The 24,299-nt window shown below is 69.4% G+C and carries 21 protein-coding genes; 15 read left to right on the top strand and 6 right to left on the bottom strand.

The window, feature by feature from the left end:
* Nucleotides 1–35: 35 nt before the first annotated feature.
* Genes PA27867_RS14590 through guaA form a run of 5 tightly spaced genes read left to right on the top strand, consistent with a single transcriptional unit; the run spans nt 36 to nt 4,917 of the window.
* Nucleotides 36–563: a cation:proton antiporter regulatory subunit gene (locus PA27867_RS14590; protein WP_066597514.1), complete on the top strand. Its 528-nt coding sequence runs from the start codon at nt 36–38 to the stop codon at nt 561–563.
* A 3-nt stretch (nt 564–566) separates the two neighbouring features.
* On the top strand, nt 567–1,943 hold the full coding sequence (locus tag PA27867_RS14585) for a cation:proton antiporter (protein WP_066597512.1): 1,377 nt from the start codon (nt 567–569) through the stop codon (nt 1,941–1,943).
* Nucleotides 1,940–2,797, top strand: coding sequence for an SURF1 family protein (locus PA27867_RS14580; protein WP_066597508.1), 858 nt, complete (start codon nt 1,940–1,942; stop codon nt 2,795–2,797). Before PA27867_RS14585 ends, PA27867_RS14580 begins: the two co-directional genes overlap by 4 nt.
* A 9-nt stretch (nt 2,798–2,806) precedes the next feature.
* Nucleotides 2,807–3,244, top strand: a complete 438-nt coding sequence (locus PA27867_RS14575) for a DUF3817 domain-containing protein (protein ID WP_066597505.1) — start codon at nt 2,807–2,809, stop codon at nt 3,242–3,244.
* Complete coding sequence (gene guaA / locus PA27867_RS14570; RefSeq protein ID WP_257783621.1) at nt 3,241–4,917, top strand: glutamine-hydrolyzing GMP synthase; 1,677 nt, start codon at nt 3,241–3,243, stop codon at nt 4,915–4,917. The genes PA27867_RS14575 and guaA overlap by 4 nt, the downstream gene beginning before the upstream one ends.
* Before the next feature lie 623 nt (nt 4,918–5,540).
* Here guaA and PA27867_RS14565 read toward each other — a convergent pair.
* Nucleotides 5,541–6,356, bottom strand: coding sequence for a Bax inhibitor-1/YccA family membrane protein (locus PA27867_RS14565; protein ID WP_066597504.1), 816 nt, complete (start codon nt 6,354–6,356; stop codon nt 5,541–5,543).
* Nucleotides 6,357–6,452: 96 nt separating this feature from the next.
* Nucleotides 6,453–7,019 (bottom strand): hypothetical protein, encoded by a 567-nt coding sequence (locus PA27867_RS14560; protein WP_066597503.1) that lies wholly within the window; start codon nt 7,017–7,019, stop codon nt 6,453–6,455.
* 48 nt (nt 7,020–7,067) lie between these two features.
* Between PA27867_RS14560 and PA27867_RS14555 the strand changes: the two genes are divergently transcribed.
* From PA27867_RS14555 to PA27867_RS14540, 4 genes are all read left to right on the top strand, one after another.
* Nucleotides 7,068–8,105 carry a glycerophosphodiester phosphodiesterase family protein gene (locus PA27867_RS14555; RefSeq protein ID WP_066597502.1) on the top strand — a complete coding sequence of 346 codons (1,038 nt, stop codon included), beginning with the start codon at nt 7,068–7,070 and terminating at the stop codon, nt 8,103–8,105.
* Nucleotides 8,106–8,153: 48 nt separating this feature from the next.
* Entirely contained in the window at nt 8,154–10,631 is a 2,478-nt protein-coding gene (locus tag PA27867_RS14550) for an ATP-dependent helicase (protein ID WP_066597498.1), read from the top strand.
* Nucleotides 10,628–11,740 carry an FUSC family protein gene (locus tag PA27867_RS14545; RefSeq protein ID WP_236900719.1) on the top strand — a complete coding sequence of 371 codons (1,113 nt, stop codon included), beginning with the start codon at nt 10,628–10,630 and terminating at the stop codon, nt 11,738–11,740. The genes PA27867_RS14550 and PA27867_RS14545 overlap by 4 nt, the downstream gene beginning before the upstream one ends.
* 288 nt (nt 11,741–12,028) lie before the next feature.
* Nucleotides 12,029–12,253, top strand: a complete 225-nt coding sequence (locus PA27867_RS14540) for a hypothetical protein (protein ID WP_066597496.1) — start codon at nt 12,029–12,031, stop codon at nt 12,251–12,253.
* 762 nt (nt 12,254–13,015) lie between these two features.
* Here PA27867_RS14540 and PA27867_RS14535 read toward each other — a convergent pair.
* The 3 genes from PA27867_RS14535 to PA27867_RS14525 all read right to left on the bottom strand — a co-directional run bounded on the left by PA27867_RS14535 (nt 13,016) and on the right by PA27867_RS14525 (nt 16,010).
* Nucleotides 13,016–14,332 (bottom strand): DUF1254 domain-containing protein, encoded by a 1,317-nt coding sequence (locus tag PA27867_RS14535; protein WP_066597493.1) that lies wholly within the window; start codon nt 14,330–14,332, stop codon nt 13,016–13,018.
* A 321-nt stretch (nt 14,333–14,653) separates the two neighbouring features.
* Entirely contained in the window at nt 14,654–15,040 is a 387-nt protein-coding gene (locus PA27867_RS14530) for a DUF3054 domain-containing protein (RefSeq protein WP_066597491.1), read from the bottom strand.
* 205 nt (nt 15,041–15,245) lie between these two features.
* On the bottom strand, nt 15,246–16,010 hold the full coding sequence (locus tag PA27867_RS14525) for a VIT1/CCC1 transporter family protein (RefSeq protein WP_066597489.1): 765 nt from the start codon (nt 16,008–16,010) through the stop codon (nt 15,246–15,248).
* A gap of 271 nt (nt 16,011–16,281) precedes the next feature.
* Between PA27867_RS14525 and sucC the strand changes: the two genes are divergently transcribed.
* The 6 genes from sucC to purH all read left to right on the top strand — a co-directional run bounded on the left by sucC (nt 16,282) and on the right by purH (nt 23,724).
* Nucleotides 16,282–17,451, top strand: coding sequence for an ADP-forming succinate--CoA ligase subunit beta (sucC, locus tag PA27867_RS14520; RefSeq protein ID WP_066597486.1), 1,170 nt, complete (start codon nt 16,282–16,284; stop codon nt 17,449–17,451).
* Nucleotides 17,452–17,484: 33 nt separating this feature from the next.
* The gene (sucD, locus tag PA27867_RS14515; protein WP_066597484.1) at nt 17,485–18,372 is read left to right on the top strand and encodes a succinate--CoA ligase subunit alpha; all 888 of its coding nucleotides are present in this window, start codon (nt 17,485–17,487) and stop codon (nt 18,370–18,372) included.
* Nucleotides 18,373–18,502: 130 nt separating this feature from the next.
* The gene (locus PA27867_RS14510) at nt 18,503–20,062 is read left to right on the top strand and encodes an APC family permease (protein WP_066597483.1); all 1,560 of its coding nucleotides are present in this window, start codon (nt 18,503–18,505) and stop codon (nt 20,060–20,062) included.
* Nucleotides 20,063–20,185: 123 nt separating this feature from the next.
* On the top strand, nt 20,186–21,445 hold the full coding sequence (locus PA27867_RS14505; RefSeq protein ID WP_066597481.1) for a DUF6350 family protein: 1,260 nt from the start codon (nt 20,186–20,188) through the stop codon (nt 21,443–21,445).
* A gap of 9 nt (nt 21,446–21,454) precedes the next feature.
* Nucleotides 21,455–22,048, top strand: a complete 594-nt coding sequence (gene purN, locus PA27867_RS14500; RefSeq protein WP_066600020.1) for a phosphoribosylglycinamide formyltransferase — start codon at nt 21,455–21,457, stop codon at nt 22,046–22,048.
* A complete protein-coding gene (gene purH / locus PA27867_RS14495) occupies nt 22,045–23,724 on the top strand; it encodes a bifunctional phosphoribosylaminoimidazolecarboxamide formyltransferase/IMP cyclohydrolase (RefSeq protein ID WP_066597480.1) in 1,680 nt (559 codons plus the stop codon). Before purN ends, purH begins: the two co-directional genes overlap by 4 nt.
* A 43-nt stretch (nt 23,725–23,767) precedes the next feature.
* On the opposite strand, the gene PA27867_RS14490 is transcribed toward purH, so the two are convergent.
* Nucleotides 23,768–24,172 carry a tautomerase family protein gene (locus PA27867_RS14490; RefSeq protein ID WP_066597479.1) on the bottom strand — a complete coding sequence of 135 codons (405 nt, stop codon included), beginning with the start codon at nt 24,170–24,172 and terminating at the stop codon, nt 23,768–23,770.
* Between the last annotated feature and the right edge of the window lie 127 nt (nt 24,173–24,299).

Below are 24,299 nucleotides of genomic sequence, written 5' to 3'. Positions count from 1 at the left end.
TAGGTACACCGCCCACAAGCCTCAGGAGTCGCACCATGGTTGACGTTCGACGGGTCAAGCTCCCCGGTGTGGGTGTGCTGCACACCTTCATCACCGATGACGGCGGCAAGGTCGGCGTGATCGCCCACCGCTCAGGCCACAGTGACCTCATCACCTTCGCCGATGACGAGGGCGGACCCGACGCCAGCAAGGTGTCCCTCCGGCTCAGCGAGGACGAGGCGCACACCCTCGCCGAACTCCTCGGCGGCACCCAGATCACCGAGTCGCTCACCGCGCTCGACCAGATCCCCGGCCTGAGCATCGACTGGTTCACGGTGGACTACGAGGACCATATCGCCGGGCAGCCCCTGGGCAACCCCGCCGAGCGCGGCATCGCCGGGCTCACCGTCGTGGCCGTGGTGCGCGGCGAATCCGCCAACCCGGCCCCCGCGGCCGACTTCAAGGTCTTTCCCGGCGACACCCTGGTCGTGGCCGGCTCGCCCGAAAAGGTGGCGAAGGCGTTCGCGTTCTTCCGCACCGGCGAGATCAAGGCGAAGCCCGTCGACTCGCCGCCCGGAGGCTAGCCGATGAACCTCGGTGAAGATCTACTCACCCTGGGCATCCTCCTCGTGGTTGCCTACGTCCTGGGCCGCCTGGGCAAGCTGATCGGCCTGCCGTCGATTCCGATCTACATGATCGTGGGCCTGTTGGCGAGCCCGTACAGCGGATGGTTCCCCCTCGACTTCCACTCCGCCGACATCGAACTCATCGCCGTCTTCGGGTTGATCCTGCTCTTGTTCAGCCTGGGCCTGGAGTTCGACCAGGAGGCGTTCTTCGGCGACGCCGGAAAACTGTTGATCTCCGGCGGGTCCTACATCCTGATCAACATGGGCGCCGGCTTCGCGTTCGGCCTGATGACCGGTTGGGGCACCCGCGAGGCCCTCGTGATCGCGGGCATGACCGGCACCTCCTCGAGCGCCATCATCACGAAACTGCTCATCGAGCTGCGCCGTCTGGCGAACAAGGAAACCCCGATGATCCTCGGGGTGACCGTGGTGGGCGACATCTTCATCGCCGTGTACCTGGCCATCGTGTCCGTGGTGCTCAGCGGCAAGACCGAGATCTGGCCCATCGTGTTGCAACTGTTCATCGCGTTCCTGTTCCTCGTGGTGATGTTCTCCGTCGCCCGGTGGGGTGGCCGGGTGGTGTCGCGGCTGATGCGCACCAAGGACGACGAGCTGTTCACCATCCTGTTCTTCGGCCTCGCCGTGCTCTTCGCCGGCATCGGCGAGATCATCGGCGTCACCGACGCGATCGGCGCGTTCCTCATCGGCGTGGTGCTGGGCGCCAGCACCTACCGCGGCCGCATCGAGCGGGTCGCCGTGCCGCTCCGCGACGTGTTCGGCGCGTTCTTCTTCCTGAACTTCGGGTTGGCCCTCAACGTGGCCGAGTTCGGTTCGGTCATCTCGCTGGTGGCCATCGCCATCCTGATGACCTTCGTGCTCAGCCTGGGTTCGGGCATGCTGCTGGCGCGGATGCACCAAATGGGTATGCGGGAAGGCCTCAACACCGCGGCGATCTTCGTCAACCGCGGGGAGTTCACTCTGATCCTGGCGACCCTCTCGGTGGGCGCCGGCCTCGACCAGCGGCTGCAGCCCTTCGCCGGTCTCTACGTGCTCTCCATGGCCATCCTCGGCCCGCTGTTCACCGCCAACTCCGAGAAGATCGGCGCCGCCCTCGGCCGCCGCTCCCGCACCCCCAAGCCGCCCACCCGCACCCCCGAGCGCGACGCCATGCGCGCCGAGGAGATCGCGCTGGTCGAGGCGGCCACCCACGACCAGAAATCCGGCGACCCGATGGTGGACTTCATTTCCGAGACATACCCGACCCCCGAGAAGAAGCCCGACAAGGCAGGCCAGCCCGGCAAGTCCAGCACGGACGACGGGGCGGGGGACTACTCATGATCGGCATGATGCTGCGCCCGCGCTGGATCGCCGCGCTGCTGCTGGCCTTGGCGATCGCCGCGGCGTTCGCGCTGCTCGGCCAGTGGCAGCTGGACCGCGCCATCAGCTCCGGCCAGGTCGTGGAGCGCAGCACCGAGATCGTGCAGCCGCTGCGCGACACGGTGTCGCCGGATGGGCCGCCGCCGCAAATCGCGGAGGGCCAGCGGGTCGAGACCAGCGGCTCCTTCGTGCCCGGGGATGACCAGATCATCAGCGGCCGGCACAACGGCGGCGAAGCAGGGTACTGGGTGGTCAGCCACTTCGTCACCGACGACGGCATCAGCATCCCCGTCGCCCGCGGCTGGACCGCCGACGCCGACCAGGCCGCCACGGTGCGCGACCGGCTCGCCAACGAGATGAGCATCGCCTCGCTGCAGCCGCTCACCGGCCGGTTCGTGCCCGACGAGGCGCCGCAGGTGCCCGCCGAGGGCGTCGACCCGCACACCATGACCACGGTGTCCACGGCCGCGTTGATCAACCTCTGGGCCAACTGGAACGACCAGTCGGTCTACCAGGGCTACATCGTCGACAGCGCCGCGGCCGACGGCCTCGCCGTGATCGACTCGCCCGAGCCGGTCGTCGAGGTGCCGCTGAACTGGCTGAACATCTTCTACGCCGTCGAGTGGGCCGTGTTCGCCGGGTTCGCCGTGTTCCTCTGGTACCGCCTGGTGCGGGATGCGTGGGAGCGCGAAGTCGAGGAAGCCGAGCTCGCCGCCAACGGCGGCGGCACCGACGCCGGGGGCTCAGCCGGCGACGGGCCCGACGCATCCGCCCCGCACGGCGGCCCCGACCGGAGCCACGCCAAGGCCCCGTAGAATTAGCCCATGCCACTTGCACCCAAGCCTGCCGACCTGCCCAGAATCCCGGGGGCGCTCAAGCTGTACCAGGTCTCATCGATCATCACCGGTGTGTTCCTGCTGCTCTTGTGCATCGAGGTCATCCTCAAGTTCGTCTTCCAGTACGAACTGGAGGTCGGAGGTCCCAACGGCTTCCTCGCCCTCGTGGCGCGCGACACCGTGACGGCCTTCAACCTGAGCACCGCGATCCTGATCGTGCACGGCTGGTTCTACGTTCTCTACCTGTTCGCCGACTTCCGCCTCTGGAGCCTCATGCGTTGGCCGTTCCCCATGTTCCTGCTGATCGCCCTGGGAGGCATCATCCCGTTCCTGTCCTTCTTCCTGGAGGTGAAGGTCGGCCAGCGGGTCAAGGCCTACCTCGCCGCCCACCCGACTCCCGCCGTGCAGGCCGGAGCGAACGCATGAGCGCCGTGAACCCGATGGATGTCGTGGGTGCCGACGGCGCCGAGGGCGCCGAGGGCCTCGAGAACCAGCTCGGCACCGAGGAGGGCACCGCGCCCACGGCCTCCGGCATCAGCCGCCCCGTGCTCGTGGTCGACTTCGGTGCGCAGTACGCGCAGCTGATCGCCCGCCGCGTGCGTGAGGCATCCGTGTACTCGGAGATCGTGGCGCACTCGATCACCGCCGCCGAGGTCGCAGCCAAGAACCCCATCGGCATCGTGCTCTCCGGCGGGCCGTCCAGCGTCTACGCCGAGGGCGCCCCCACCTTCGACCCGGCGATCTTCGACCTCGGCATTCCGGTGCTGGGCATTTGCTATGGCTTCCAGGTGATGGCCACCGCCCTCGGCGGCGAGGTCTCGCACACCGGCCAGCGCGAGTACGGCTCCACCCCGGTGGTCGTCGCCGACAGCAGCAACGCTCTGCTCGCCGACCAGCCGGTGGAGCAGACCGTGTGGATGAGCCACGGCGACTCCGTCTCGAAGGCCCCCGACGGTTTCACCGTTCTGGCCTCCACGGTGTCGACCCCGGTCGCCGCGTTCGCCAACGACGAGCGCCGGCTCTACGGCGTGCAGTGGCACCCCGAGGTCAAGCACTCCGCGCACGGCCAGCACGTGCTGGAGAACTTCCTGCACCGCGCCGCCGGCATCCCCGCCGACTGGAACAGCGGCAACGTCATCGCCGAGCAGGTCGCCCTGATCCAGGCCCAGGTGGGCACGGGCAAAGTCATCTGCGGCCTCTCCGGTGGAGTCGACTCCGCCGTCGCGGCAGCCCTCGTGCACAAGGCCATCGGCGACCAGCTCGTCTGCGTGTTCGTCGACCACGGCCTGCTGCGCGAGGACGAGCGCCGCCAGGTCGAAGAGGACTACGTCAAGGCCACCGGCATCCGCCTGGTCACGGTGGATGTGCGTGAGCAGTTCATCAACGCCCTCGCCGGGGTCAGCGACCCGGAGACCAAGCGCAAGATCATCGGCCGCGAGTTCATCCGCACCTTCGAGCAGGCGCAGGCCGAGCTCATCAAGGAGTCCGCCGAGATCGACGGCGACCCGATCCGCTTCCTCGTGCAGGGCACCCTGTACCCCGACGTGGTCGAGTCCGGCGGCGGCAGCGGCACCGCCAACATCAAGAGCCACCACAACGTGGGCGGCCTGCCCGAGGACCTGCAGTTCGAGCTCGTCGAGCCGCTGCGCGCCCTGTTCAAGGACGAGGTGCGCGCGATCGGCGCCGAGCTGGGACTGCCCGCCGAAATCGTGCAGCGCCAGCCGTTCCCCGGACCCGGCCTCGGCATCCGCATCGTCGGCGAGGTCACCCAGGCTCGTCTCGACCTGCTGCGTCAGGCGGATGCGATCGTGCGCGCCGAACTGACCGCCGCGGGCCTGGACCGGGAGATCTGGCAGTGCCCCGTGGTGCTGCTCGCCGACGTGCGCTCCGTGGGCGTGCAGGGCGACGGTCGCACTTACGGGCACCCGATCGTGCTGCGTCCGGTTTCCTCCGAGGATGCCATGACCGCCGACTGGACCCGCCTGCCGTACGACCTGCTCGCGAAGATCTCCAACCGCATCACCAACGAGGTCGACGGGGTCAACCGCGTGGTGCTCGACGTCACGTCGAAGCCGCCGGGGACCATCGAATGGGAGTAGGCGTTCCGCCGCTCCGCTAGCTGTTCCGGAAGCACCCCCGCCCGCGCGGGGGTGCTTCCGTCGTTAACCCCGGTGCCGGGGTGGCCTCGCGCCGGCGGCCGGGGGCATCCGTTCAGGGCGGACACGGTGGCGGATGAGGTGCGCGGGTGGGGCGCCGCTTCGCGGGTGGCGTGCCACGAGCGGTGCGGCGCGGTGCCCGCGTAACTCGGGATGTGGGCGCGGGCCGGGGTGCTGCGCGGGTGGGGCGCCGGTTCGCGGGTGGCGTGCCGCTTCGCGGATGGCGTGCCGGTGCGCGGGTGGAGCGCCGGTTCGCGGGTGGCGTGCCACGAGCGGAGCGGCGCGGTGCCCGCGTGACTCGGGATGTGGGCGCGGGCCGGGGTGGTACGCGGGTCAGGCGCCCCTTCGCGGGTGGGGCGCCGCTTCGCGGGTGGCGTGCCGGTGCGCGGGTGGGGCGCCGGTTCGCGGGTGGCGTGCCTGGGTAGGCCTCGCCGAGGCCCGAGCCAGCCGAACGCATTCACCTGACCGGCGCGGGAGACGACGAGAGGGCCGGCCCGTGGTGGGCCGGCCCTCTCGGGTGGTGCGGATGCCGCGACTGCGGCGGATGGCGCGGGGCGCCGAGTGCGCTACTCGCGGGCGATCGCGAAGATGCGCAGCAGCTCCACGTACAGCCACACGACGGTGACCATGATGCCGAAGGCGCCGCTCCAGCCGTACTTGCGCGGGGCGCGGTTGTTCACGCCCTTCTGGATGAAGTCGAAGTCGAGCACGAGCGAGTACGCGGCCATGAGCACGGCCAGGATGCCGATGACCAGGCCCAGCTTGATCTCGAAGCCGGCGATCTCGATGCTGCCGCTGCGCATGCCGAACGCACCGTCCGTGGCGCCGAAGATCATCATGCCGACGTTGACCAGCGAGAACACCGCGTAGCCGACCATCGCGATGAGGAAGACCTTGGTGGCCTTCTTCGAGGCGCGGATCTTGCCGCTGGAGAACAGCGCGAGGGTCACACCGACCACGACGAGGGTGGCCAGAACGGCCTGGGTGACGACGCCTGCGTAGATCTGCTCGAAGACGCGGGAGATGCCACCGACGAACAAGCCCTCCATCGCCGCGTAGGCGAGGATCAGGGGCGGCGACGGCTCCTTCTTGAAGGCGTTGACCAGGCCGAGCACCAGGCCGCCGATGGCGCCTAGGATCAGCAGGAACGGGGCAACCGGGGTCAGCACCCACGCGGTGGCCGCGGCGGCCAGCAGGATGGCGAACGCCAGCACGGTCTTGCCGATGGTGTCTTCGTAGGTCATCCGGTCGGTGTCCTGCGAACCGGCGGACGGCGAGTTGTACAACGCCTGCAGGTCGTTGTCGGAAAGCACCTTGGTCGTTGCAACGGCGCCGGGAGCGCCGAACGCGGCGTTTCGGAATGCGGGGTTGGAGGTTGCCATGGTTTTTTGCCTAACAATCAGCTGGATGCGGGTGCGCCGGGACCCGGCGCGAGTGTGCAACAAATCTACTGGAACAACCCGAAGTTTGCTGAGAGACTACTCAGGGTTGACAGGGGGCGCATCAACCACGAGCACCGATGCACCCTGCGCCGCCCGCAGCCGCCGTCGCGCCCGCCAGGCATCGAGCATCCGTCGGCGCCACAGCATCAGCGCCCAGCCGAGCCAGGCGCACGCCACCGTGGTGAGCGCGCCGCTGAGCAGTGCGATCCAGTTCTGCCCGTACTCGTGCAGCAGCGCCTTGAGCACGAAGCTCAGCACGATCACCGGCAGCAGCGCCAGATAGCTCAGCACCGGGCGGTGCCGGGCGAACAGCCATCCGCCCAGGAGCACGGCGAAGGCCCCGGCGAAGTCCGGCCCGGCCACGAGCACGAGCGCCGCCACCAGGCACGGCAGCAGAACCAGCAGCCGGCGCCACAACGCCCCCGGCAGGATCAGCCAGCCGAGCAACTGCACGGCCGGACCGACAGCCAGGAACCACAGGCTGTAGGTGCTGATGAGGTTGGTCGCCGCCGCGCCGAGCACGATCGTGACCAGGCCGATTCCGTACCGCCACCGGGGGTCGCCCCAGCGCACGCGGGCGGCCGGATCGATCCGAGTGGTCATAACTCCAGATTCTCGCAGCCCACAGCGACGCGCAGCTAACCTTGTGTCATGAAACCCCTTGTGATCGGCCATCGCGGAGCCAGCGGCTACCGGCCGGAGCACACCGAGGCCGCCTACCGCCTCGCGTTCGCCCTCGGCGCCGACGCCGTCGAACCCGACATCGTGGCCACGCAGGACGGGGTTCTGGTGCTGCGGCACGAGAACGAGATCTCCGGCACGACGGATGTGGCCGCCCACCCCGAATTCGCCGACCGACAAACCTCGAAGGTCATCGACGGCGTCGCCCTCACCGGCTGGTTCACCGAGGACTTCACCTGGGCCGAGCTGACCACACTCCGGGCCAGGGAGCGGCTGCCCGCCCTCCGCGGCATGAGCGCCAGCTTCGACGGGCTCTTCCCGATCATGCGTCTGCGTGACCTGTTCCGCCTCGTCGACCTGGCCGAGGCCCCGCTCGACCGGGAACTCGGCATCGTGGCCGAGCTCAAGCACGCCAGCTACTTCGAGTCCATCGGCCTGCCGCTGGACGAACTCTTCGCCGCCGAGGTGAACGAGGCCGGCTGGAACACCGGCGAGGGCAGACTCACCATCGAGAGCTTCGAACGCACCGTGCTGGCCCAGGTGCAGGCCAGGGGTATCTTCGGCCGCCGGGTGTTCCTGCTCGAGGCCACCGGAGCCCCCGCCGACCTGGTGGCCCGCTTCGGCGACCGCGCCACCAGCTACGCCGACTACCTCACCGACCTCGCGCTCTACCAGCTCGGCCACCAGGTCGACGGCATCAGCGTGCCCAAGTCCCTGATCCTCAACACGGATGAGCACGGTGTCGTGGACGGCGCCTCCGACCTGGTCGATTCCGCTCATGCCGCCGGCCTGCAGATCTACACCTGGACGCTGCGCCCGGAGAACCGTTTCCTCGCCCCCGGCAACCGGGTGGGCACCCGCAAGGCCGACGTGGGCAACTGGCAGGCCGAGTTCCGCACGATCATGGACACCGGCATCGACGGCGTCTTCGCCGACCACCCCGACCTGGCGGTGTTCGTGCGGGACGGCCTGCACACCCGGATGCCGCATCCGCTCTCGCAGTACTGACCCGCGCCCGGCACCGGTGTCAGCCGCTGCGCCTAGAATTGACCGGCCATGACTTTGTCTTCAGACCTGCCCAACACTCCGGCCACGCGGCCCTCGGCGACCCCGATCATCCTCGACGGACGGGCGGGCCCGCACGACGGGGCGCACGGTAGCGATGAGCAGCAGAACCCGCTGTTCGACGGCCTCAACCCGCAGCAGCTCGAGGCCGTGCAATACCGCGGCCCGGCCCTGCTCATCGTCGCCGGCGCCGGCTCGGGCAAGACCAGCGTGCTCACCCGCCGGGTCGCCGGGCTGATCGAGAGCCGCGAGGCCTGGCCCAGCCAGATCCTCGCGATCACGTTCACCAACAAGGCCGCCGCCGAGATGCGCGAACGCGTGCGCGGCCTGCTCGGCCAGGCCTCCGACGGCATGTGGATCAGCACCTTCCACTCCTCCTGCGTGCGCATCCTGCGCCGCGAGGCCGAGAGCGCGGGCCTGTCGACCAACTTCAGCATCTACGACTCGGCCGACTCCAAGGTCACCATCAAGCGCATCATCAAGCAGCTTGACGCCGACACCCTCGGCTTCACGCCCGGCAACGTCGCCTCCAAGATCTCCAAGCTCAAGAACGAACTGGCGGATGTGGACTCCTACGCCCGCAACGCGAACATGAGCGACCCGCAGGAGGTCATGTTCGTCGAGATCTTCCGCCAGTACACCCGGCGGCTCCGCGCGGCCAGTGCCCTCGACTTCGACGACCTGATCGGCGAGACCGTGTTCCTGTTCCGGGCCTTCCCCAAGGTCGCGGCGCTGTACCGGCGCCGGTTCCGGCACATCCTGGTCGACGAATACCAGGACACCAACCACGCCCAGTACGCGCTCGTGCGTGAGCTCACCCGCCCCGTCGACCCGGAGCTGGCCGACGACATGGAGGACCAGGGCCTGCACGTCAAGAACCTGCAGGATGCGTCCGGGCAGATCCCCGGCGCCTCGCTCACCGTGGTGGGCGACTCCGACCAGTCGATCTACGCCTTCCGCGGCGCCTCCAGCCGTAACATCACCGAGTTCGAGCGGGACTTCCCGGGCACCAAGGTGATCCTGCTCGAGCAGAACTACCGCTCCACCCAGAACATCCTCTCGGCCGCGAACGCCGTGATCGGCAACAACTTCGACCGCCGCGAGAAGCGGCTCTGGAGCGCCGGCGGCGACGGCGAGAAGATCGTGGGCTACACCGCGTACAACGGGCACGACGAGGCCCAGTTCGTGGCCGACGAGATCGAGGTGCTGCACCGCGCCGGCATGGCCTACCGGGACATGGCCGTGTTCTACCGCACCAACGCGCAGACCCGTGCGCTGGAGGAGATCCTGGTGCGCGCCGCGGTGCCGTACCGGGTCGTCGGCGGCACCAAGTTCTACGAACGCGCCGAGATCAAGGATGCGTTGGCGTACCTCATCGCCGTCGCCAACCCCCTCGACGAACTCGCGCTCCGCCGCATCCTGAACACCCCCAAGCGCGGCATCGGCCCGGCCACCGAAACCCAGCTGGCTAGCTTCGCCGAGACCAACGGCATCTCCTTCCGCCAGGCCATGCGCGACTCCGGCGGCCTGGGCCTCGGCCCCAAGGTGACCGGCGCCATCCTGCAGCTTGCCACCCTGCTCGACTCGGCCGCGTTGATGATGGACCCGCAGAACCCGGCCGGCGCCGCGAACGTCAGCGACCTGCTCACCTTCCTGCTCGACGGCAGCGGCCTGCTCGCCGTGCTGCGGGCCAGCCGCGACGCGCAAGACGAGGTGCGTGCGGAGAACATCGAGGAGCTCGTCGCCCAGACCAAGGACTTCAACCGGGAGAACCCCGACGCGGGCCTGGTCGACTTCCTCACCCAGGTGTCGCTCGTCGCCGCCGCCGACGACCTCGACGACGCCTCGGGCACCGTGTCGCTGATGACGCTGCACACCGCCAAGGGCCTCGAATACGAGGCCGTGTTCCTCACCGGCGTGGAGGAGGGCCTGCTGCCGCACCAGATGTCGGCCGGCGAGCCCGGCGGACCCGCCGAGGAACGCCGCCTGTTCTATGTGGGCATCACCCGTGCCCGGCAGCGGCTGTACCTGTCGCTGGCGATGACCCGCGCGCAGTTCGGCGAGGTCAACGTTGCCATGCCCAGCCGGTACCTGCAGGAGATCCCGGCCGCGCTGATCGACTGGAAGCAGTCGCCCGGCATGGCCAACTCCCGCGGCGGCACCCAGCCGCGCGCGCTCAACGCCCGGCGCGACGGCGGCGGCTTCGGCAGCCGCTCCGGCACCCCCGGCCAGCTGCCGCCGGCGCCCAAACCGAAGACCGAGTGGGCCAACCGGGTCACCGCGCAGGTGCGCGACAACGGCGACCTCACCCTCAACGCGGGCGATCGCATCCGTCACGTGGACTTCGGCGACGGCAAGGTCAACCAGGTCACCGGCGAGGGCACCAAGCGCATCGCGCACGTGCAGTTCGACACCGCCGGGGCGAAGAAGCTGCTGATCAAGATCGCGCCGATCGAGAAAATCGAGTGACGACCCCGCACCACAACGATTCGACGGATGCGTCCTCCCGGCCGGAAACCCTCCGGCAGTGGGCGCGCTCGCTCCGCGCCCTCGACCTCGAGGTCGCCGTGCGGGCGACGCTCGCGATGGTGGTTCCGCTCATCGTGCTGGTGCTCCTGGGCCGCATCGACTGGGCGGTGTACGCCACCTTCGGAGGTATGACGGCCCTGTTCGGCCGTGGCGAGCCGTACAAGCTGCGCGCCCGGTCGGTGAGCATCGCGGCCGCCGGGATGCTGGGCAGCATCGCTTTCGGGGTGGGGATGGCCGCTCTCGGCGCGCCGCTGGCCCTCCTCACGCTCGGGCTGATGATCGTGATCGTGCTCGGGGTGCTGCTGATCAGCACGGCCGGCCTGTTCCCGGGCACCCCGCTGTTCTTCGTCTTCGCGTACACGGTGTGCGCGCAGGTGCCCACCGACCCCGCCGATGTACTGCCGAGCCTGGCCGTGGGCGCGGTCGGCGCCGCGTTCGCGTGGATCGTGACGATGTCGGGCTGGGCCGTGCGCCGGGCGGCGGCCGACCGGTCGGCGGCCCTGTTCAAGGAGCTGCCGCGGCACCCCCGGATCAACCCGGCGGCGTACCGCGACAAGCTGGTCTGGCTGTCGATCGGACAGATGCTGGTGGGCGTGCTCGTGGCCGGCGGCCTGGCGATCCTCGTGGGCATCGGGCATCCGTACTGGGCCGTCGTGAGCGTGGTGGCGGTGCTGCCGCCACCCGGCGCCCGGCACTCCACCGCACGGGCGTTCCACCGCATCTTCGGGACCGTCGCCGGGGTGCTGCTCACCGCGTTGATTCTGCTGCCCGGGCCGCCGGTCTGGGTGCTCATCCTCACCATCGGGATCGGCCAGTTCGGGGCCGAGATCCTGATCGGACGGCACTACGGTGCCGCCCTGCTCTTCATCACCCCGCTGGCCCTCTCGGTGTCGCACCTGGCCAGCCCGGCCCCGGTCTCGGAGCTGCTCGTCGACCGGGTCGTCGAGACCGCGCTGGGCGGGGCGGTGGCCCTGGTGGTCGTGCTCGTCAGCCGAGCCGCCCTGGCCCGCGCGGCCCGGCGCCAAGCCCCGTCCGCCCCGCCCGCCTGAGCGACGACCGGTTATCAGGACATCGGCCGATTATGAGGACGTTTCGCGCCATCGCGTCCTCATAACCTCACTTTTTCCTCTCAAAGCGCCGCGGATTTTTCGGGTGAGCTGACCGCATCCGGGGCCGCACCGGCGGCGTCAGAAAAACTGCCCAATCGGATGCCGGCACCCTTGCCGCTGACCGGCGGCGCAGGTACGGTGTCACGCACTGGCACGTCGCGCAGTCCGGCGTGGCAGGCATCCGTTTCGTTTCCCGCTGTACACCCGTGTGTCCGAAGGAGGCTCGCAATGACCCATGACTCAGACGGCCTGTGGCCGCACGACCCCGAGGCTCTCGACGATAATCGCAGCGTCGACGACCTGGAGATCCCCGACGACCTGCTTCCCGACGAGGACGATACGGCCGAGAACGAACTCGACGAAGACGAGTGGGGCGACGACGCCGACAACCGCCTCGTCGAACTCGGCGACGACGACATCGACGACGAAGACGAAGACGACCTGGCCCGCTGACCTGCCCCGGTCGCCGGTCCGGCCCGTCCACTCCGTGCGCCGTCCTGCTGCGCGTCCCCGATCGTCGGTTGAGCTTGTCGAAACCGGGTGGGCCGTCCTGTGGTGCGCTCCCGATCGGCGGTTGAGCTTGTCGAAACCGGGTGGGCCGTCCTGTGGTGCGCTCCCGATCGTCGGTTGAGCTTGTCGAAACCGGGTGGGCCGTTCCTTGGACGTTGGTCGGGTTGTCCTGTCGTCACGCGGTGTCTCGACCAGCTCGACCGACGAGATGGTGACGTCCCCCGATCGGGGGTTGAGCTTGTCGAAACCTGGTGGGCCGTCCTGTGGTGGGTTCCCCCGTCGTTGGTTGAGCTTGTCGAAACCTGATGGGCCGTTCCTTGGACGCTGGTCGGGTTGTCTTGTCGTGTCGCGGGGTCTCGACGAGCTCGACCGACGAGATGGTGACGTTCCCTGATCAGGGGTTGAGCTTGTCGAAACCGGGTGGGCCGGCCTGTGGTGCGTTCCCGATCGGCGGTTGAGCTTGTCGAAACCTGGTGGGCCGTTCCTGAGACGCTGGTCCGGTTGTCTTGTCGTGTCGCGGGGTCTCGACAAGCTCGACCGACGAGATGGTGACGTTCCCCGATCAGGGGTTGAGCTTGTCGAAACCGGGTGGGCCGTTCCTTGGACGTTGGTCGGGTTGTCCTGTCGTCACGCGGGGTCTCGACAAGCTCGACCGACGAGATGGTGACGTCCCCGAGAACGACGGGACACCCCGGAGGAGTTACGTCATGGGGTGGACTCGCAGGTGACCACCGGCGGCACCCAGGCGCCGTCGAGCACCTCCCGGCGCGGCCCGTACAAGCGCATCGTGACGCCGAGCGGTCCCAGCGGCGCGGGCAGCCAGTTGGCCTCAAGGTCCGGCGCCGGGCGGTCGTGCTGCAGGTACAGGTCGAGCGACCCGTCGCCGTTGAACCGCAGGTCGTCCCGGTCGCCGATCGCGTACCGGTCGAGCTCGTTCGCGGTCTGGAAACCGTCGGAGTCGTACATCGTCACCGACCAGAACGCCTCCACCGGCGGCAACTCGGCCTTCTCGAAGTGCATCCGGTACCGGTTCTCGCCGTCGAGCGGCCGACCGTCGGCATCCGCCATCAGGATCGGGTACACGGCATCCTCCGGCGGGTTGGCGCCCAACCCCACCAGCGCCACCACGGCGCGTTTGAGGTAGTCGTTGCCGTAGTTGCCCATGGTCTCCACGTTGAGCAGCCAGCCGTTCACCCGCCGTCCCATCAGGGGGAGTGTGGCGAGCAGGGTCGCCCGGGCCTCGGCCACCCCGGCCTCGAGCTTCGCCACGGCGTCGGCAGTGAGCCGGTCTCCGTCGAACGGGGTACCGGGCACCAGGCCGAGATTCGCCAGCCGCGCCAGAACGGAGAAATCGGTGGAATGCGGCGGCACGGCGCGCAGCAGCGAGGCCGCCCGGCGGAAGAACTCCACGCCGCTCATCTGCGCCACCGTGCGCAGCGGCGGGGTGGTCGAGTCCACCGTGGGATCCAGCGGGAACGGCTCGTACGCATCCGGCAGGGTGAGCGAAAGCTGGTCTTGCAGGGCGCGCACCGCGGGGTAGTCGTCGACGCCGTTGGTCTGGAACCGGCCGACGACCCACACGAACGGGGTGGGCGCCTGGAGGAGGATTTGCCCGGCGGGCACCTCGCCCGACCAGCCAGGAGGGGCCACGAACAGGTCCGCGGCCGCGGTACCGGTGGTGCGCTTGCCCGGACTGGCGAACACCTCGGTCCACATGTCGATCAGCGGCAGCATGTAGTACCGGTCCGCGGCGTCCGGCACATGCACCACGACCGGCCCCGCCCCGAGATCGAGCCAGGCGATCGAGTAGAGCGTGTCGAAGTTGGGCCGCACCACGTCACGGAACTCGGCCGTGGGGAAGGTGCGGGTGTGCACGAACGTGTTGGCCGGCCCTCTGCCGAAGACCCGCCCCGGCGCGGTGTTGATGCTCTGCTGCCGGGTCACGTCCATGAGCACGAGCGGGTAGAGGTAGAGATAGGCCTCTTCGGCCAGGGTCTTGGGGTCGATCGACAGGGTGCTCATTGGGCTCCTCGGCGTGGGCGGGCGCCCGGGTGGGCGCGGACCGTTCACGGGCATTGTGCCCCAGCCCGGCAGCGGGGCACAGGGCCTGCTCGGTTCTGTCGAGCGAGCGTTACGCGGGACGGGCGCCGGTACGCGCCTGGCACGCCACCGGCGAAACGGCGCCCCACCCGCGGAACTGGTCAACGGCCCCGGCGGCACTCTCGAACGCGGGGCAAGCGCCGATTCGCAGGGCAAGCGCCGCTGCGCGGCCGGCCTGAGCGCTGCGCGGGGCAGGCGCTACGAGATGCGCGGATGGCGCGAGCGGCCGGTTGCGCCCCCGGCTCAGCCGATGCGCGCGGAGCGCCGACGCTGCACGAGCAGCGCGATCGCGCGCCAGCCCAGCAGGAACACGCCGAGCACGATGACCGTGACGATGACGAAGCTGAGCTGCACGCCCTGGCCGCTGGCGACGCGCAGGAGCATGCCCACGATGACGGTGACCAGCCACACGATCACACCGGTCCAGACGAGGCGGAGCGGGTGCCGCCAGGCGCGGGAGACCAGCCAGCCCACCGCGAGCCCGGCGAGGAACGGCCACCAGGTGAGCAGTACTCCCCAGAGGCCTTCGCCGTGGCTGGCCCGGCCGATCAGCACGAAGAGCAGCACCAGGGCCGCGTCCACTCCGGCGGCCAGGGGAACGAGCGAAGGGCCGGCGGGGCGAGAAGACATGCGTCCAGACTACGTCCAGACCGGGTCGCCCAGACCCTCCCAGGAGGTGCAGACCGGGTCGCCCAGACCCTCCCAGGAGGTCCAGACCGGGTCGCCCAGACCCTCCCAGGAGGTGCAGACCGTGTCGCCCAGACCCTCCCGGAAGGTCCAGACGCTGTCACCCAGACCCCGACGAGAGGTCCGGATCGCTGTCGCCGTTCCGGACCTAGATCGTCGTGCCGAGCAGGCCACCGATCAGGTAGGTCACGCCGAGGGCGAGCAGCCCGCCGATGAGCACCCGCGCGATCGCGCGCATCCGTGGGCTGTCACCGAGGAACGCGCTCAGCCAGCCGGTGATGATCAGCGCGACAGCCACCGAGACGAACGTCGCCGGCACCCGCCATTCCGGCGGCGGCAGCAGCACCGCCAGCAGCGGCAGGATGGCGCCCACCGTGAACGCCACCGCCGACGCGAAGGCCGCGTGCCAGGGGTTGGTGAGCTCGTCGGCGCCGATGTGCAGCTCCACCTCGAGGTGCGCGCCGAGCGCATCGTGCGCGGTCAGCTCGTCGGCCACAAGGCGGGCGGTCTCGGCGGAGAGGCCCTTGGCCTGGTACAGCCCGGCGAGTTCGGCCAGCTCCTGCTCGGGCATCGTGGCCAGCTCGGCTCGTTCCTTGTTGATCAAGGCCCGCTCGGTGTCCCGCTGGCTGCTCACCGACACGTATTCGCCGAGCGCCATGGAGATCGCCCCGGCGAGCAGGCTCGCCACCCCGGCGATGAGGATCGCCGCGGAGTCGGAGGTGGCCGCGGCGACGCCCACGACCAAAGCCGCGACCGAGACGATGCCGTCGTTGGCGCCGAGCACACCGGCGCGTAACCAGTTGAGCCGGGAAGCGTGCCCGGGGGAGTGCGGCTCGGTGGCATGGTCGGGTTCGGCGGCTGGGGAGGAGGGTGCGGGACCGGTGGGCTGGCGCGCCGGGTCTGATTCGCTCATAAGGCCAGCCAAGCACTGTGGGGGCGCCGTGACCAGCGGTACCGGACGTTCGGTGCGCCCCTTCTGGGCCGGCGCGCCCGCTATAGCGGGCGCATCCAGCCACACGAGGTGCAGCGAGACCGCCGAGGGACCAGCGGGCATGGCGCCCGATCTGAGAAGGTAGAGTTTGAGATGGTCAGTATCTCTCGACGTCGAGCTAGTTTTCGCGCCGGGGCATCAGGCCACACCTACCCCATGCACGGAACGCTATGACGCGGATTGGAAGAGCAGCGTGGATCTTTACGAATACCAGGCCAGAGACCTGTTTGAGCAGTATGGAGTCCCGGTTCTGCCCGGGATCATCGCAGACACGCCCGAGGAGGTGCGCGCCGCGGCCGAGAAGCTGGGCGGTGTCGTCGTCGTCAAGGCGCAGGTCAAGGTCGGAGGCCGCGGCAAGGCCGGCGGCGTCAAGGTTGCCAAGACCCCGGATGAGGCCGAAGCCGCCGGGCGCGCCATCCTGGGCCTGGACATCAAGGGCCACACCGTGCACCGCGTGATGGTGGCCGGGGGAGCCCGCATCAAGCAGGAGTTCTACTTCTCCGTGCTGCTGGACCGGTCCAACCGCTCCTACCTCTCGCTCGCCAGCTACGAGGGCGGCGTGGAGATCGAGGTTCTCGCGGTGGAGAAGCCCGACGCCCTGGCCTACGTGGCCATCGACCCGAACGCCGGCATCGACCTGGCCAAGGCCAAGGAGATCGCCGTCCAGGCGAAGTTCCCGGCCGAGCTGGTCGACAAGGTCGCCCCCGTCTTCGTGCAGCTGTACAGCGTCTTCGCCGGCGAGGACGCCACCCTCGTCGAGGTCAACCCGCTGGTTCTCACCGAAGAGGGCGACATCATCGCCCTCGACGGCAAGGTCACCATCGACGAGAACGCCGACTTCCGCCACCCGGGCCACGCCGCCCTGGAGGACAAGGCCGCGGCCGACCCGCTCGAGGCCAAGGCCAAGCAGAACGACCTCAACTACGTCAAGCTCGACGGCGAGGTCGGCATCATCGGAAACGGCGCCGGGCTGGTCATGTCGACCCTCGACGTGGTCGCCTACGCCGGTGAGAACTTCGGCGGCGTCAAGCCGGCCAACTTCCTCGACATCGGCGGCGGAGCATCCGCTGCCGTCATGGCCGCCGGCCTCGACGTCATCCTCGGCGACCCGCAGGTCAAGAGCGTCTTCGTCAACGTCTTCGGCGGCATCACCGCCTGCGACGCCGTGGCCCACGGCATCGTCGGCGCGCTCGCCACCCTCGGCGACGCCGCGAACAAGCCCCTGGTCGTGCGCCTCGACGGCAACAACGTCGAGGAAGGCCGCCGCATCCTCAACGAGGCCAACCACCCGCTGGTCACCCTGGCCGCCACCATGGACGAGGGCGCCGCCAAGGCCGCCGAACTCGCCCACGCCGCCCGCTGATCCGGCCCGTCGAGATCAAGGAATAGGAACAACATGTCAATCTTCCTCAACAAGGACTCCAAGGTCATCGTCCAGGGCATCACCGGCGGCGAGGGCACCAAGCACACCGCTCTGATGCTCAAGGCCGGCACCCAGATCGTCGGCGGCGTCAACGCCCGCAAGGCCGGCACCACCGTGACCCACGGCGACGTCGAGCTGCCCGTCTTCGGCACGGTCGCCGAGGCCATGGAGAAGACCGGCGCGGATGTCTCCATCGCGTTCGTGCCGCCGGCCTTCACCAAGGACGCCGTCATCGAAGCGATCGACGCCGAAATCGGCCTGCTCGTGATCATCACCGAGGGCGTGCCCGTGCAGGACTCCGCCGAGTTCTGGGCGTACGCCCAGGAGAAGGGCAACAAGACCCGCATCATCGGGCCGAACTGCCCCGGCATCATCACGCCCGGTGAGGCGCTCGTGGGCATCACGCCGGCGAACATCACCGGTAAGGGCCCGGTCGGCCTGGTCTCCAAGTCGGGCACCCTGACCTACCAGATGATGTACGAACTGCGCGACCTGGGCTTCTCCACCGCCATCGGCATCGGCGGCGACCCCATCATCGGCACCACCCACATCGACGCGCTCGCCGCGTTCGAGGCCGACCCCGAGACCCTCGCGATCGTCATGATCGGTGAGATCGGCGGCGACGCCGAGGAGAAGGCCGCCGAGTACATCAAGGCGCACGTCACCAAGCCCGTCGTGGGCTACGTGGCCGGCTTCACCGCCCCCGAGGGCAAGACCATGGGCCACGCCGGCGCCATCGTCTCCGACGGAGCCGGAACCGCCCAGGGCAAGAAGGAGGCCCTCGAGGCCGCCGGGGTCAAGGTCGGCAAGACGCCGAGCGAGACCGCGACCCTGCTGCGCGAGGTTCTCGCCGCGCTGTAAGCCGTTCGACGAAGGGCCCGCCGATTCGGCGGGCCCTTTCTCGTGCGCGGGGCGGCGAGTATCATGCTGCAATCGACAGCGCCGGTCGGCAGACGACGGGGCGGATGTCGATGCCCGCGATCGGAGGACCATGTCCCGCAATGACGCCACGGTTCCCGTGCGACCCGAACCGGCCCGCTCCGAGGGCAAGGGTCTGGCCACCGGCACCCTGGGCCTGTTCGGCTCCACCGTGATCGGGTTGGCGTCCACCGCCCCGGTGTACTCTCTGGCGGCGACGCTCGGTTTTGTGGTCCTCGCCGTGGGCGCCCAGGCTCCCGTCGTGTTCGTGATCGCGTTCATCCCCATGCTGCTGGTGGCATTCGCGTACCGGGAACTCAACCGGGACATCCCCGACTGCGGCACCACCTTCACCTGGGCGACCAAGGCATTCGGCCCCTGGGTGGGCTGGATGGGCGGCTGGGGCGTGGCCGTGGCCGGCATCGTGGTGCTCGGCAACCTCGCCCAGATCGGCGGCATCTACTTCTGGCTGCTCGCGGCTCCCGACCTCGCCGAGAACGAACTCGTCGTCACCCTCACCGGGGTGGTCTTCATCGTGCTGATGGTGTGGGTGAGCTATCGCGGCATCGAGATCGGGGAACGGCTGCAGAACGTGCTGCTCGGCTTCCAGTATCTGGCCCTGGTGCTGTTCACGGTGTTCACCCTCTGGTCGGTGTTCGACGGCAGCGCCCCGGCCGGCTCCACGGTGCCGCAGGCAGACTGGTTCAACCCGTTCGCGCTCACCTCATTCAACGGGCTCGTCGAGGGCGTGCTGCTGGCCCTGTTCATCTACTGGGGCTGGGACACCTGCCTGGCCCTGAACGAGGAGACCCGCGACCCCAAGCGCATCCCCGGCCGGGCCGCGGTGCTCACCACGATCATCCTGCTGGTCACCTACGTGGGCGTCACGGTCGCCGCGATGGCCTACGCCGGGCTCGGCACGACCGGCCTGGGCCTCGGGAACGAGGGCAACGCCGACGACGTGTTCTTCGCCCTCAAGGACGCCGTCTTCGGCCCCTGGGCGTGGCTGCTCGTGGCGGCCGTGATGATCTCGGCCATCTCCTCCACCCAGACCACCATCCTGCCCACCGCCCGCGGCACCCTCGCCATGGCCGTGTACAAGGCGCTGCCGCGCCGGTTCGCGCAGGTGCACCCGCGGTTCCAGACGCCGTCGTTCTCCACCCTGATCATGGGCGTCGTGGCGGTGGCGTTCTACGTGGGGATGACCCTGGTCAGCTCCAACATCCTCAACGACACCATCCTCTCGTTGGGCCTGGCGATCGCGTTCTACTACGCCATCACCGGGTACGCCTGCGTCTGGTACTTCCGGCACGACCTGTTCACCAGTTGGCGCAACGCCTGGATGCGCTTCGTCTTCCCGCTCGTCGGGGCGCTGCTGCTGACCGGAGCGTTCGTGTTCTCCGTGATCGACATGCTCGACCCCGACTACGGCTACACGGTGCTGTTCGGCATCGGCGGGGTGTTCGTGGTGGGGGTGGGCTCGCTGCTGGCCGGGGTGGTGCTCATGGTCATCTGGTCATTCTTCGCGGGCTCCAAACCGTTCTTCCGGGGAGAGTCGCTCAACGCGGCCACTCCGGTGCTGGTGCCCGACGAGGATGTGCCCCTCACCCGGTCGGTCGACGGCGGCGTCTGAGCGACCCGAGGCCCAATTCCATCCTCCTGAAGTCACTTTTGCCTCATAACCGCTCGCGGTTCCGCACTGCGCGGCGGGGTACGGCGAACCTGCGGCCGGCCCAGGGTAGGCTCCCTTTCGGATATGAACCGTATAACGACTGCCCTGCTCGCCGCGCTCGAGGCGCTCATTGTCGTCGCCATCGGCGTGGGCATCGCCCTGGTGCCGCTCACCGTGCTCTGGGGCACCCACTACGGTCTGGGCATCGACTGGTTCGTGTTCTGGCGGGCCGCCGTGGACGTCTGGCTGCTCGGCAACGGCGTGGACCTCGCGGTACAACTGCCCGTCGAGGTCACCACCGCTCTGGGCATTGCCGGGGCCGAGGCCCCGTTCAGCCTCACCATCGCCCTGCTCGGCTTCGCCGTGCTCGCGGTGCTGCTCGGCGTGCGCACCGGCCGCCGCGCCGCCGGCACCGACTACCGCCTCACCGCGGCCGGCACAGCGGTGCTCACGTATGCGCTGCTCGCCGCGCTGCTCACCTTCTCCGCCGGCACCGCGGTGGTGACCCCGGCGCCCGTGCAGGGCATCCTGCTGCCCACCCTGGTCTTCGCGCTGGGTGTGCTGATCGGCGCGTGGGCCCCGGGCCGGGCCGCCGGCACCGTGTGGCCCGGCTGGCTGGCCCGCCCGGTCACCGACCAGCTGAACCGCATCCCCGCCGAGGTGCGCAGCCAGTTGGCCGCCGCGCTCCGCGGCGGAACGGCCGCCGTCGCCGGCATCCTGGTGGTGGCGGGCCTGGCCGTGTTCGTGTCGGTGCTGGCCAACTTCGCCACCGTGATCGGCCTCTACGAGACCCTGCAGGCCGACGTGATGGGCGGCATCAGCCTCACGATCGGCCAGCTCGCCTTCATCCCCAACATCGTGATCTGGGCCGCCAGCTGGTTCGCCGGCCCCGGCATCGCGCTGGGCACCGGCAGTAGCATCACCCCGCTCGGCACCTCCGTCTCGGCCGTGCCCGGGCTGCCGCTGTTCGGCGTGCTGCCGCACGGCACCCTGGACTTCGGCTTCCTCGGCCTGCTCGTACCCGTGCTGATCGGCTTCGTCGTGGCCGTCCTCGTGCGCCAAGGCCTGGACAAGCGCGCCAACTCCCCGCACGGCACCGCACGGATGCTGATCACCGGCGGCCTGATGGGCCTGGTCGCGGGCATCCTGCTCGGCCTGCTCGCCTGGTGGTCGGCCGGCGCGATGGGCCCGGGCCGGCTCGTCGACGTGGGACCGAACCCGCTGCTGGTCGGAGCCCTCACCGTCGTGGAGGTGGGCATCGCCGCCGCACTCGGTATGCTCGTCGGTGGCCGTCGGGCCCGGAGCACGGATACGCGCACCGAGGAAGTCTCAACGAAACGGTAGGCTCGGATGGTGCTGTCACTGGTCGTATTGATCTCCGGCGGAGGCTCGAACCTGCGCGCGCTTCTGGAGGCGTCCGGCGACGCCGAGTTCCCCGCCCGGGTGGTCGCCATCGGCGCCGACCGGGACGCCGACGGGCTCGAACTCGGTGAGGAATTCGGCATCCCCACCTTCTCGGTGCCGTTCTCGTCGTACCCCGACCGGGATGCCTGGGGCGACGCCCTGCTCGAGCAGATCCAGCAGTGGCAGCCCGATCTCACGATGCTCAGCGGCTTCATGCGCCTGTTGCCGCCGCGGGTGGTGTCGGCGCTGTCGCCGCACCTGATCAACACGCATCCCGCCTACCTGCCCGAGTTCCCCGGCGCCCACGGCGTGCGCGACGCGCTCGCCGCCGGCGTGACGCAGACGGGCGCCAGCATCATCGTCGTGGACAACGGAGTGGACGACGGACCGATCGTGAGCCAGGAACGGGTACCGGTGCTCCCGGACGACACCCAGGACTCGCTGCACGACCGCATCAAACTCGTCGAACGCCGCCTGCTCGTGCAGGCCGTGCTCGACATCGCCAACGGACACGTCGATCTCAAGGAGCATTCCCCCATATGAGCGGTCACACCAACGCCCGGAGCCTCTACCGCGACCGGGACGTCATCCCCGTGCAGCGCGCGCTGATCTCGGTCTCCGACAAGACCGGCCTGGTCGAACTCGCCAACGCGCTCGCCGCCGCCGGCGTCGAGATGATCTCCACAGGCTCCACCGCCGCCACCATCCGCGCGGCCGGCCACGACGTCACGGATGTCGCCGCCGTCACCGGGTTCCCGGAGTCGCTCGACGGCCGGGTGAAGACCCTGCACCCGAGCGTGCACGCGGGCATCCTCGCCGACCTCCGCCTCGAGGCGCACGAGAACCAGCTCGCCGACCTGTCCATCGCGCCGTTCCAGCTCGTGGTCGTGAACCTGTACCCGTTCGTGGAAACCGTCGAGTCCGGCGCGGAGCCCGCCGACGTGATCGAGCAGATCGATATCGGCGGACCGGCGCTCGTGCGCGCATCCGCCAAGAACCACCCCAACGTGGCCATCGTGGTCGACCCGGAGAACTACTCGGAGATCATCGCGGCCGTCGCCGCCGGCGGCAGCACCCTGCGCCTGCGCCAGAAGCTGGCCTCGCTCGCGTTCGAGCACACCGCCAACTACGACCTGAGCGTCTCCGCCTGGTTCACCGAGAACGTCTACGACCAGTGGCAGGACGACACGGAGGCGCTCGGCGAAGAAATCCTCGACGCGTTCGACGCGATTGTCGCCGCCGAAGACCCCGAGGCCGACGCACTGTTCCCCGAGACCCTCGCGATCGAGGCCACCCGCGGCACCGTGCTGCGCTACGGCGAGAACTCGCACCAGGCCGCCGCCCTCTACCTCGGCGAGGGCGGCCAGGGCATCGCCCAGGCCACGCAGCTGCACGGCAAGGAGATGTCGTACAACAACTACGTCGACGCGGATGCTGCCGTGCGCGCCGCCTTCGACTTCGCCGAACCGGCCGTGGCCATCATCAAGCACGCCAACCCGTGCGGCATCGCCGTGGCCAACCCCAAGGCGCCCGACGCCATCGCCTCCGCGCACCACCGCGCCCACGACTGCGACCCGGTGTCGGCGTTCGGCGGGGTCATCGCCGCCAACCGCGTTGTCACGCTGGGCATGGCCGAGACGGTCAGCCAGATCTTCACCGAGGTTCTCGTGGCGCCCGGCTTCGAGCCGGCCGCGTTCGAACTGCTCAGCGCCAAGAAGAACATCCGCCTGCTGGAGCTGCCCGCCGACTACCGTCGTTCCTCGCTGGAGCTTCGCCAGATCTCCGGCGGCCTGCTCGTGCAGGAGACCGACACCTTCGACACCCTCGACACCGCCGAATGGCGTCTGGTGTCCGGCCCCGAGGTGGATGAGGCAACCCGCGCCGACCTCGAGTTCGCCTGGAAGGCCTGCCGGGCCGTGAAGTCCAACGCGATCCTGCTCGCGCACGCCGGGGCATCCGTGGGTGTCGGTATGGGCCAGGTCAACCGGGTCGACTCCTGCCACCTCGCCGTGAGCCGGGCCGGCGAGCGGGCCGAGGGCGCCGTGGCCGCGTCCGACGCGTTCTTCCCCTTCGCCGACGGCCTCGAGGTGCTGCTGGAGGCCGGCGTCACCGCGGTCGTGCAGCCCGGCGGTTCGGTGCGCGACGAGGAGGTCATCGCCGCGGCGACGGCCGCCGGTGTGTCGATGTACTTCACCGGGGAGCGTCACTTCTTCCACTGAGCCGATGTCCGGAACCGGCGGCACTCGCCGGTTCCGGACCGACTCAGCTGCCGGGGCGTTTGAGCTCGCCGGTGAGGTACTGCGCGCGGCCGAACCCGAACGACCAGTCGGCCGGGCTGTTCTCCACGAACCCGATGACGACGTCGGCTTCGGCTACGCCCACGGCCGCGAGGTTGGCAGTGAGGGCCGCGAAGAAGGCCTGCTTGGCCTCATCGGAGCGGCCGGCCTGGGTGAAGATCTGGATGATCACCAACTGCTCGGACCGCTCGAAGCCGAGCCCCACATCGAGCGCGATCATCCGTCCGGCGGGGTGCTCGGTGACGATCTGGAACCGGTCCCGTTCGGGCAGTTCGTACACCTGGACCAAGGTGTCCTGCAGGGCATCTCCGATGGCCTGGATCTGGGTGGCGTCTCGTCCTTCGACGAGATCGATGCGAACGAGGGGCATGCGGTCTCCTTGAGAGTGGTGTCGTGCCGCCGGCGTGAGACCGGGGCACCCCGCCGGGGCGGTTGGGGAAGCGTAGCCCGGCCGGCTGGGCGGCAGCGCCGCATCCGTGCCGCACTCTGTGGCTCTT

Source organism: Cryobacterium arcticum, from assembly GCF_001679725.1.
In the GTDB taxonomy this organism is placed as follows: Bacteria; Actinomycetota; Actinomycetes; order Actinomycetales; family Microbacteriaceae; genus Cryobacterium; species Cryobacterium arcticum_A.
The sequence above is the reverse complement of the archived record's forward strand: the minus strand, read 5'-3'. Positions and strand labels throughout refer to the sequence as shown.

Bases quoted from the DNA above. Each gene is read 5' to 3' on its own strand.
- PA27867_RS14590 (WP_066597514.1), top strand. From the start codon at position 36: ATGGTTGACGTTCGACGGGTCAAGCTCCCCGGTGTGGGTGTGCTGCAC.
- PA27867_RS14585 (WP_066597512.1), top strand. From the start codon at position 567: ATGAACCTCGGTGAAGATCTACTCACCCTGGGCATCCTCCTCGTGGTT.
- PA27867_RS14580 (WP_066597508.1), top strand. From the start codon at position 1,940: ATGATCGGCATGATGCTGCGCCCGCGCTGGATCGCCGCGCTGCTGCTG.
- PA27867_RS14575 (WP_066597505.1), top strand. From the start codon at position 2,807: ATGCCACTTGCACCCAAGCCTGCCGACCTGCCCAGAATCCCGGGGGCG.
- guaA (WP_257783621.1), top strand. From the start codon at position 3,241: ATGAGCGCCGTGAACCCGATGGATGTCGTGGGTGCCGACGGCGCCGAG.
- PA27867_RS14565 (WP_066597504.1), bottom strand. From the start codon at position 6,356: ATGGCAACCTCCAACCCCGCATTCCGAAACGCCGCGTTCGGCGCTCCC.
- PA27867_RS14560 (WP_066597503.1), bottom strand. From the start codon at position 7,019: ATGACCACTCGGATCGATCCGGCCGCCCGCGTGCGCTGGGGCGACCCC.
- PA27867_RS14555 (WP_066597502.1), top strand. From the start codon at position 7,068: ATGAAACCCCTTGTGATCGGCCATCGCGGAGCCAGCGGCTACCGGCCG.
- PA27867_RS14550 (WP_066597498.1), top strand. From the start codon at position 8,154: ATGACTTTGTCTTCAGACCTGCCCAACACTCCGGCCACGCGGCCCTCG.
- PA27867_RS14540 (WP_066597496.1), top strand. From the start codon at position 12,029: ATGACCCATGACTCAGACGGCCTGTGGCCGCACGACCCCGAGGCTCTC.
- PA27867_RS14535 (WP_066597493.1), bottom strand. From the start codon at position 14,332: ATGAGCACCCTGTCGATCGACCCCAAGACCCTGGCCGAAGAGGCCTAT.
- PA27867_RS14530 (WP_066597491.1), bottom strand. From the start codon at position 15,040: ATGTCTTCTCGCCCCGCCGGCCCTTCGCTCGTTCCCCTGGCCGCCGGA.
- PA27867_RS14525 (WP_066597489.1), bottom strand. From the start codon at position 16,010: ATGAGCGAATCAGACCCGGCGCGCCAGCCCACCGGTCCCGCACCCTCC.
- sucD (WP_066597484.1), top strand. From the start codon at position 17,485: ATGTCAATCTTCCTCAACAAGGACTCCAAGGTCATCGTCCAGGGCATC.
- PA27867_RS14510 (WP_066597483.1), top strand. From the start codon at position 18,503: ATGTCCCGCAATGACGCCACGGTTCCCGTGCGACCCGAACCGGCCCGC.
- PA27867_RS14505 (WP_066597481.1), top strand. From the start codon at position 20,186: ATGAACCGTATAACGACTGCCCTGCTCGCCGCGCTCGAGGCGCTCATT.
- purH (WP_066597480.1), top strand. From the start codon at position 22,045: ATGAGCGGTCACACCAACGCCCGGAGCCTCTACCGCGACCGGGACGTC.
- PA27867_RS14490 (WP_066597479.1), bottom strand. From the start codon at position 24,172: ATGCCCCTCGTTCGCATCGATCTCGTCGAAGGACGAGACGCCACCCAG.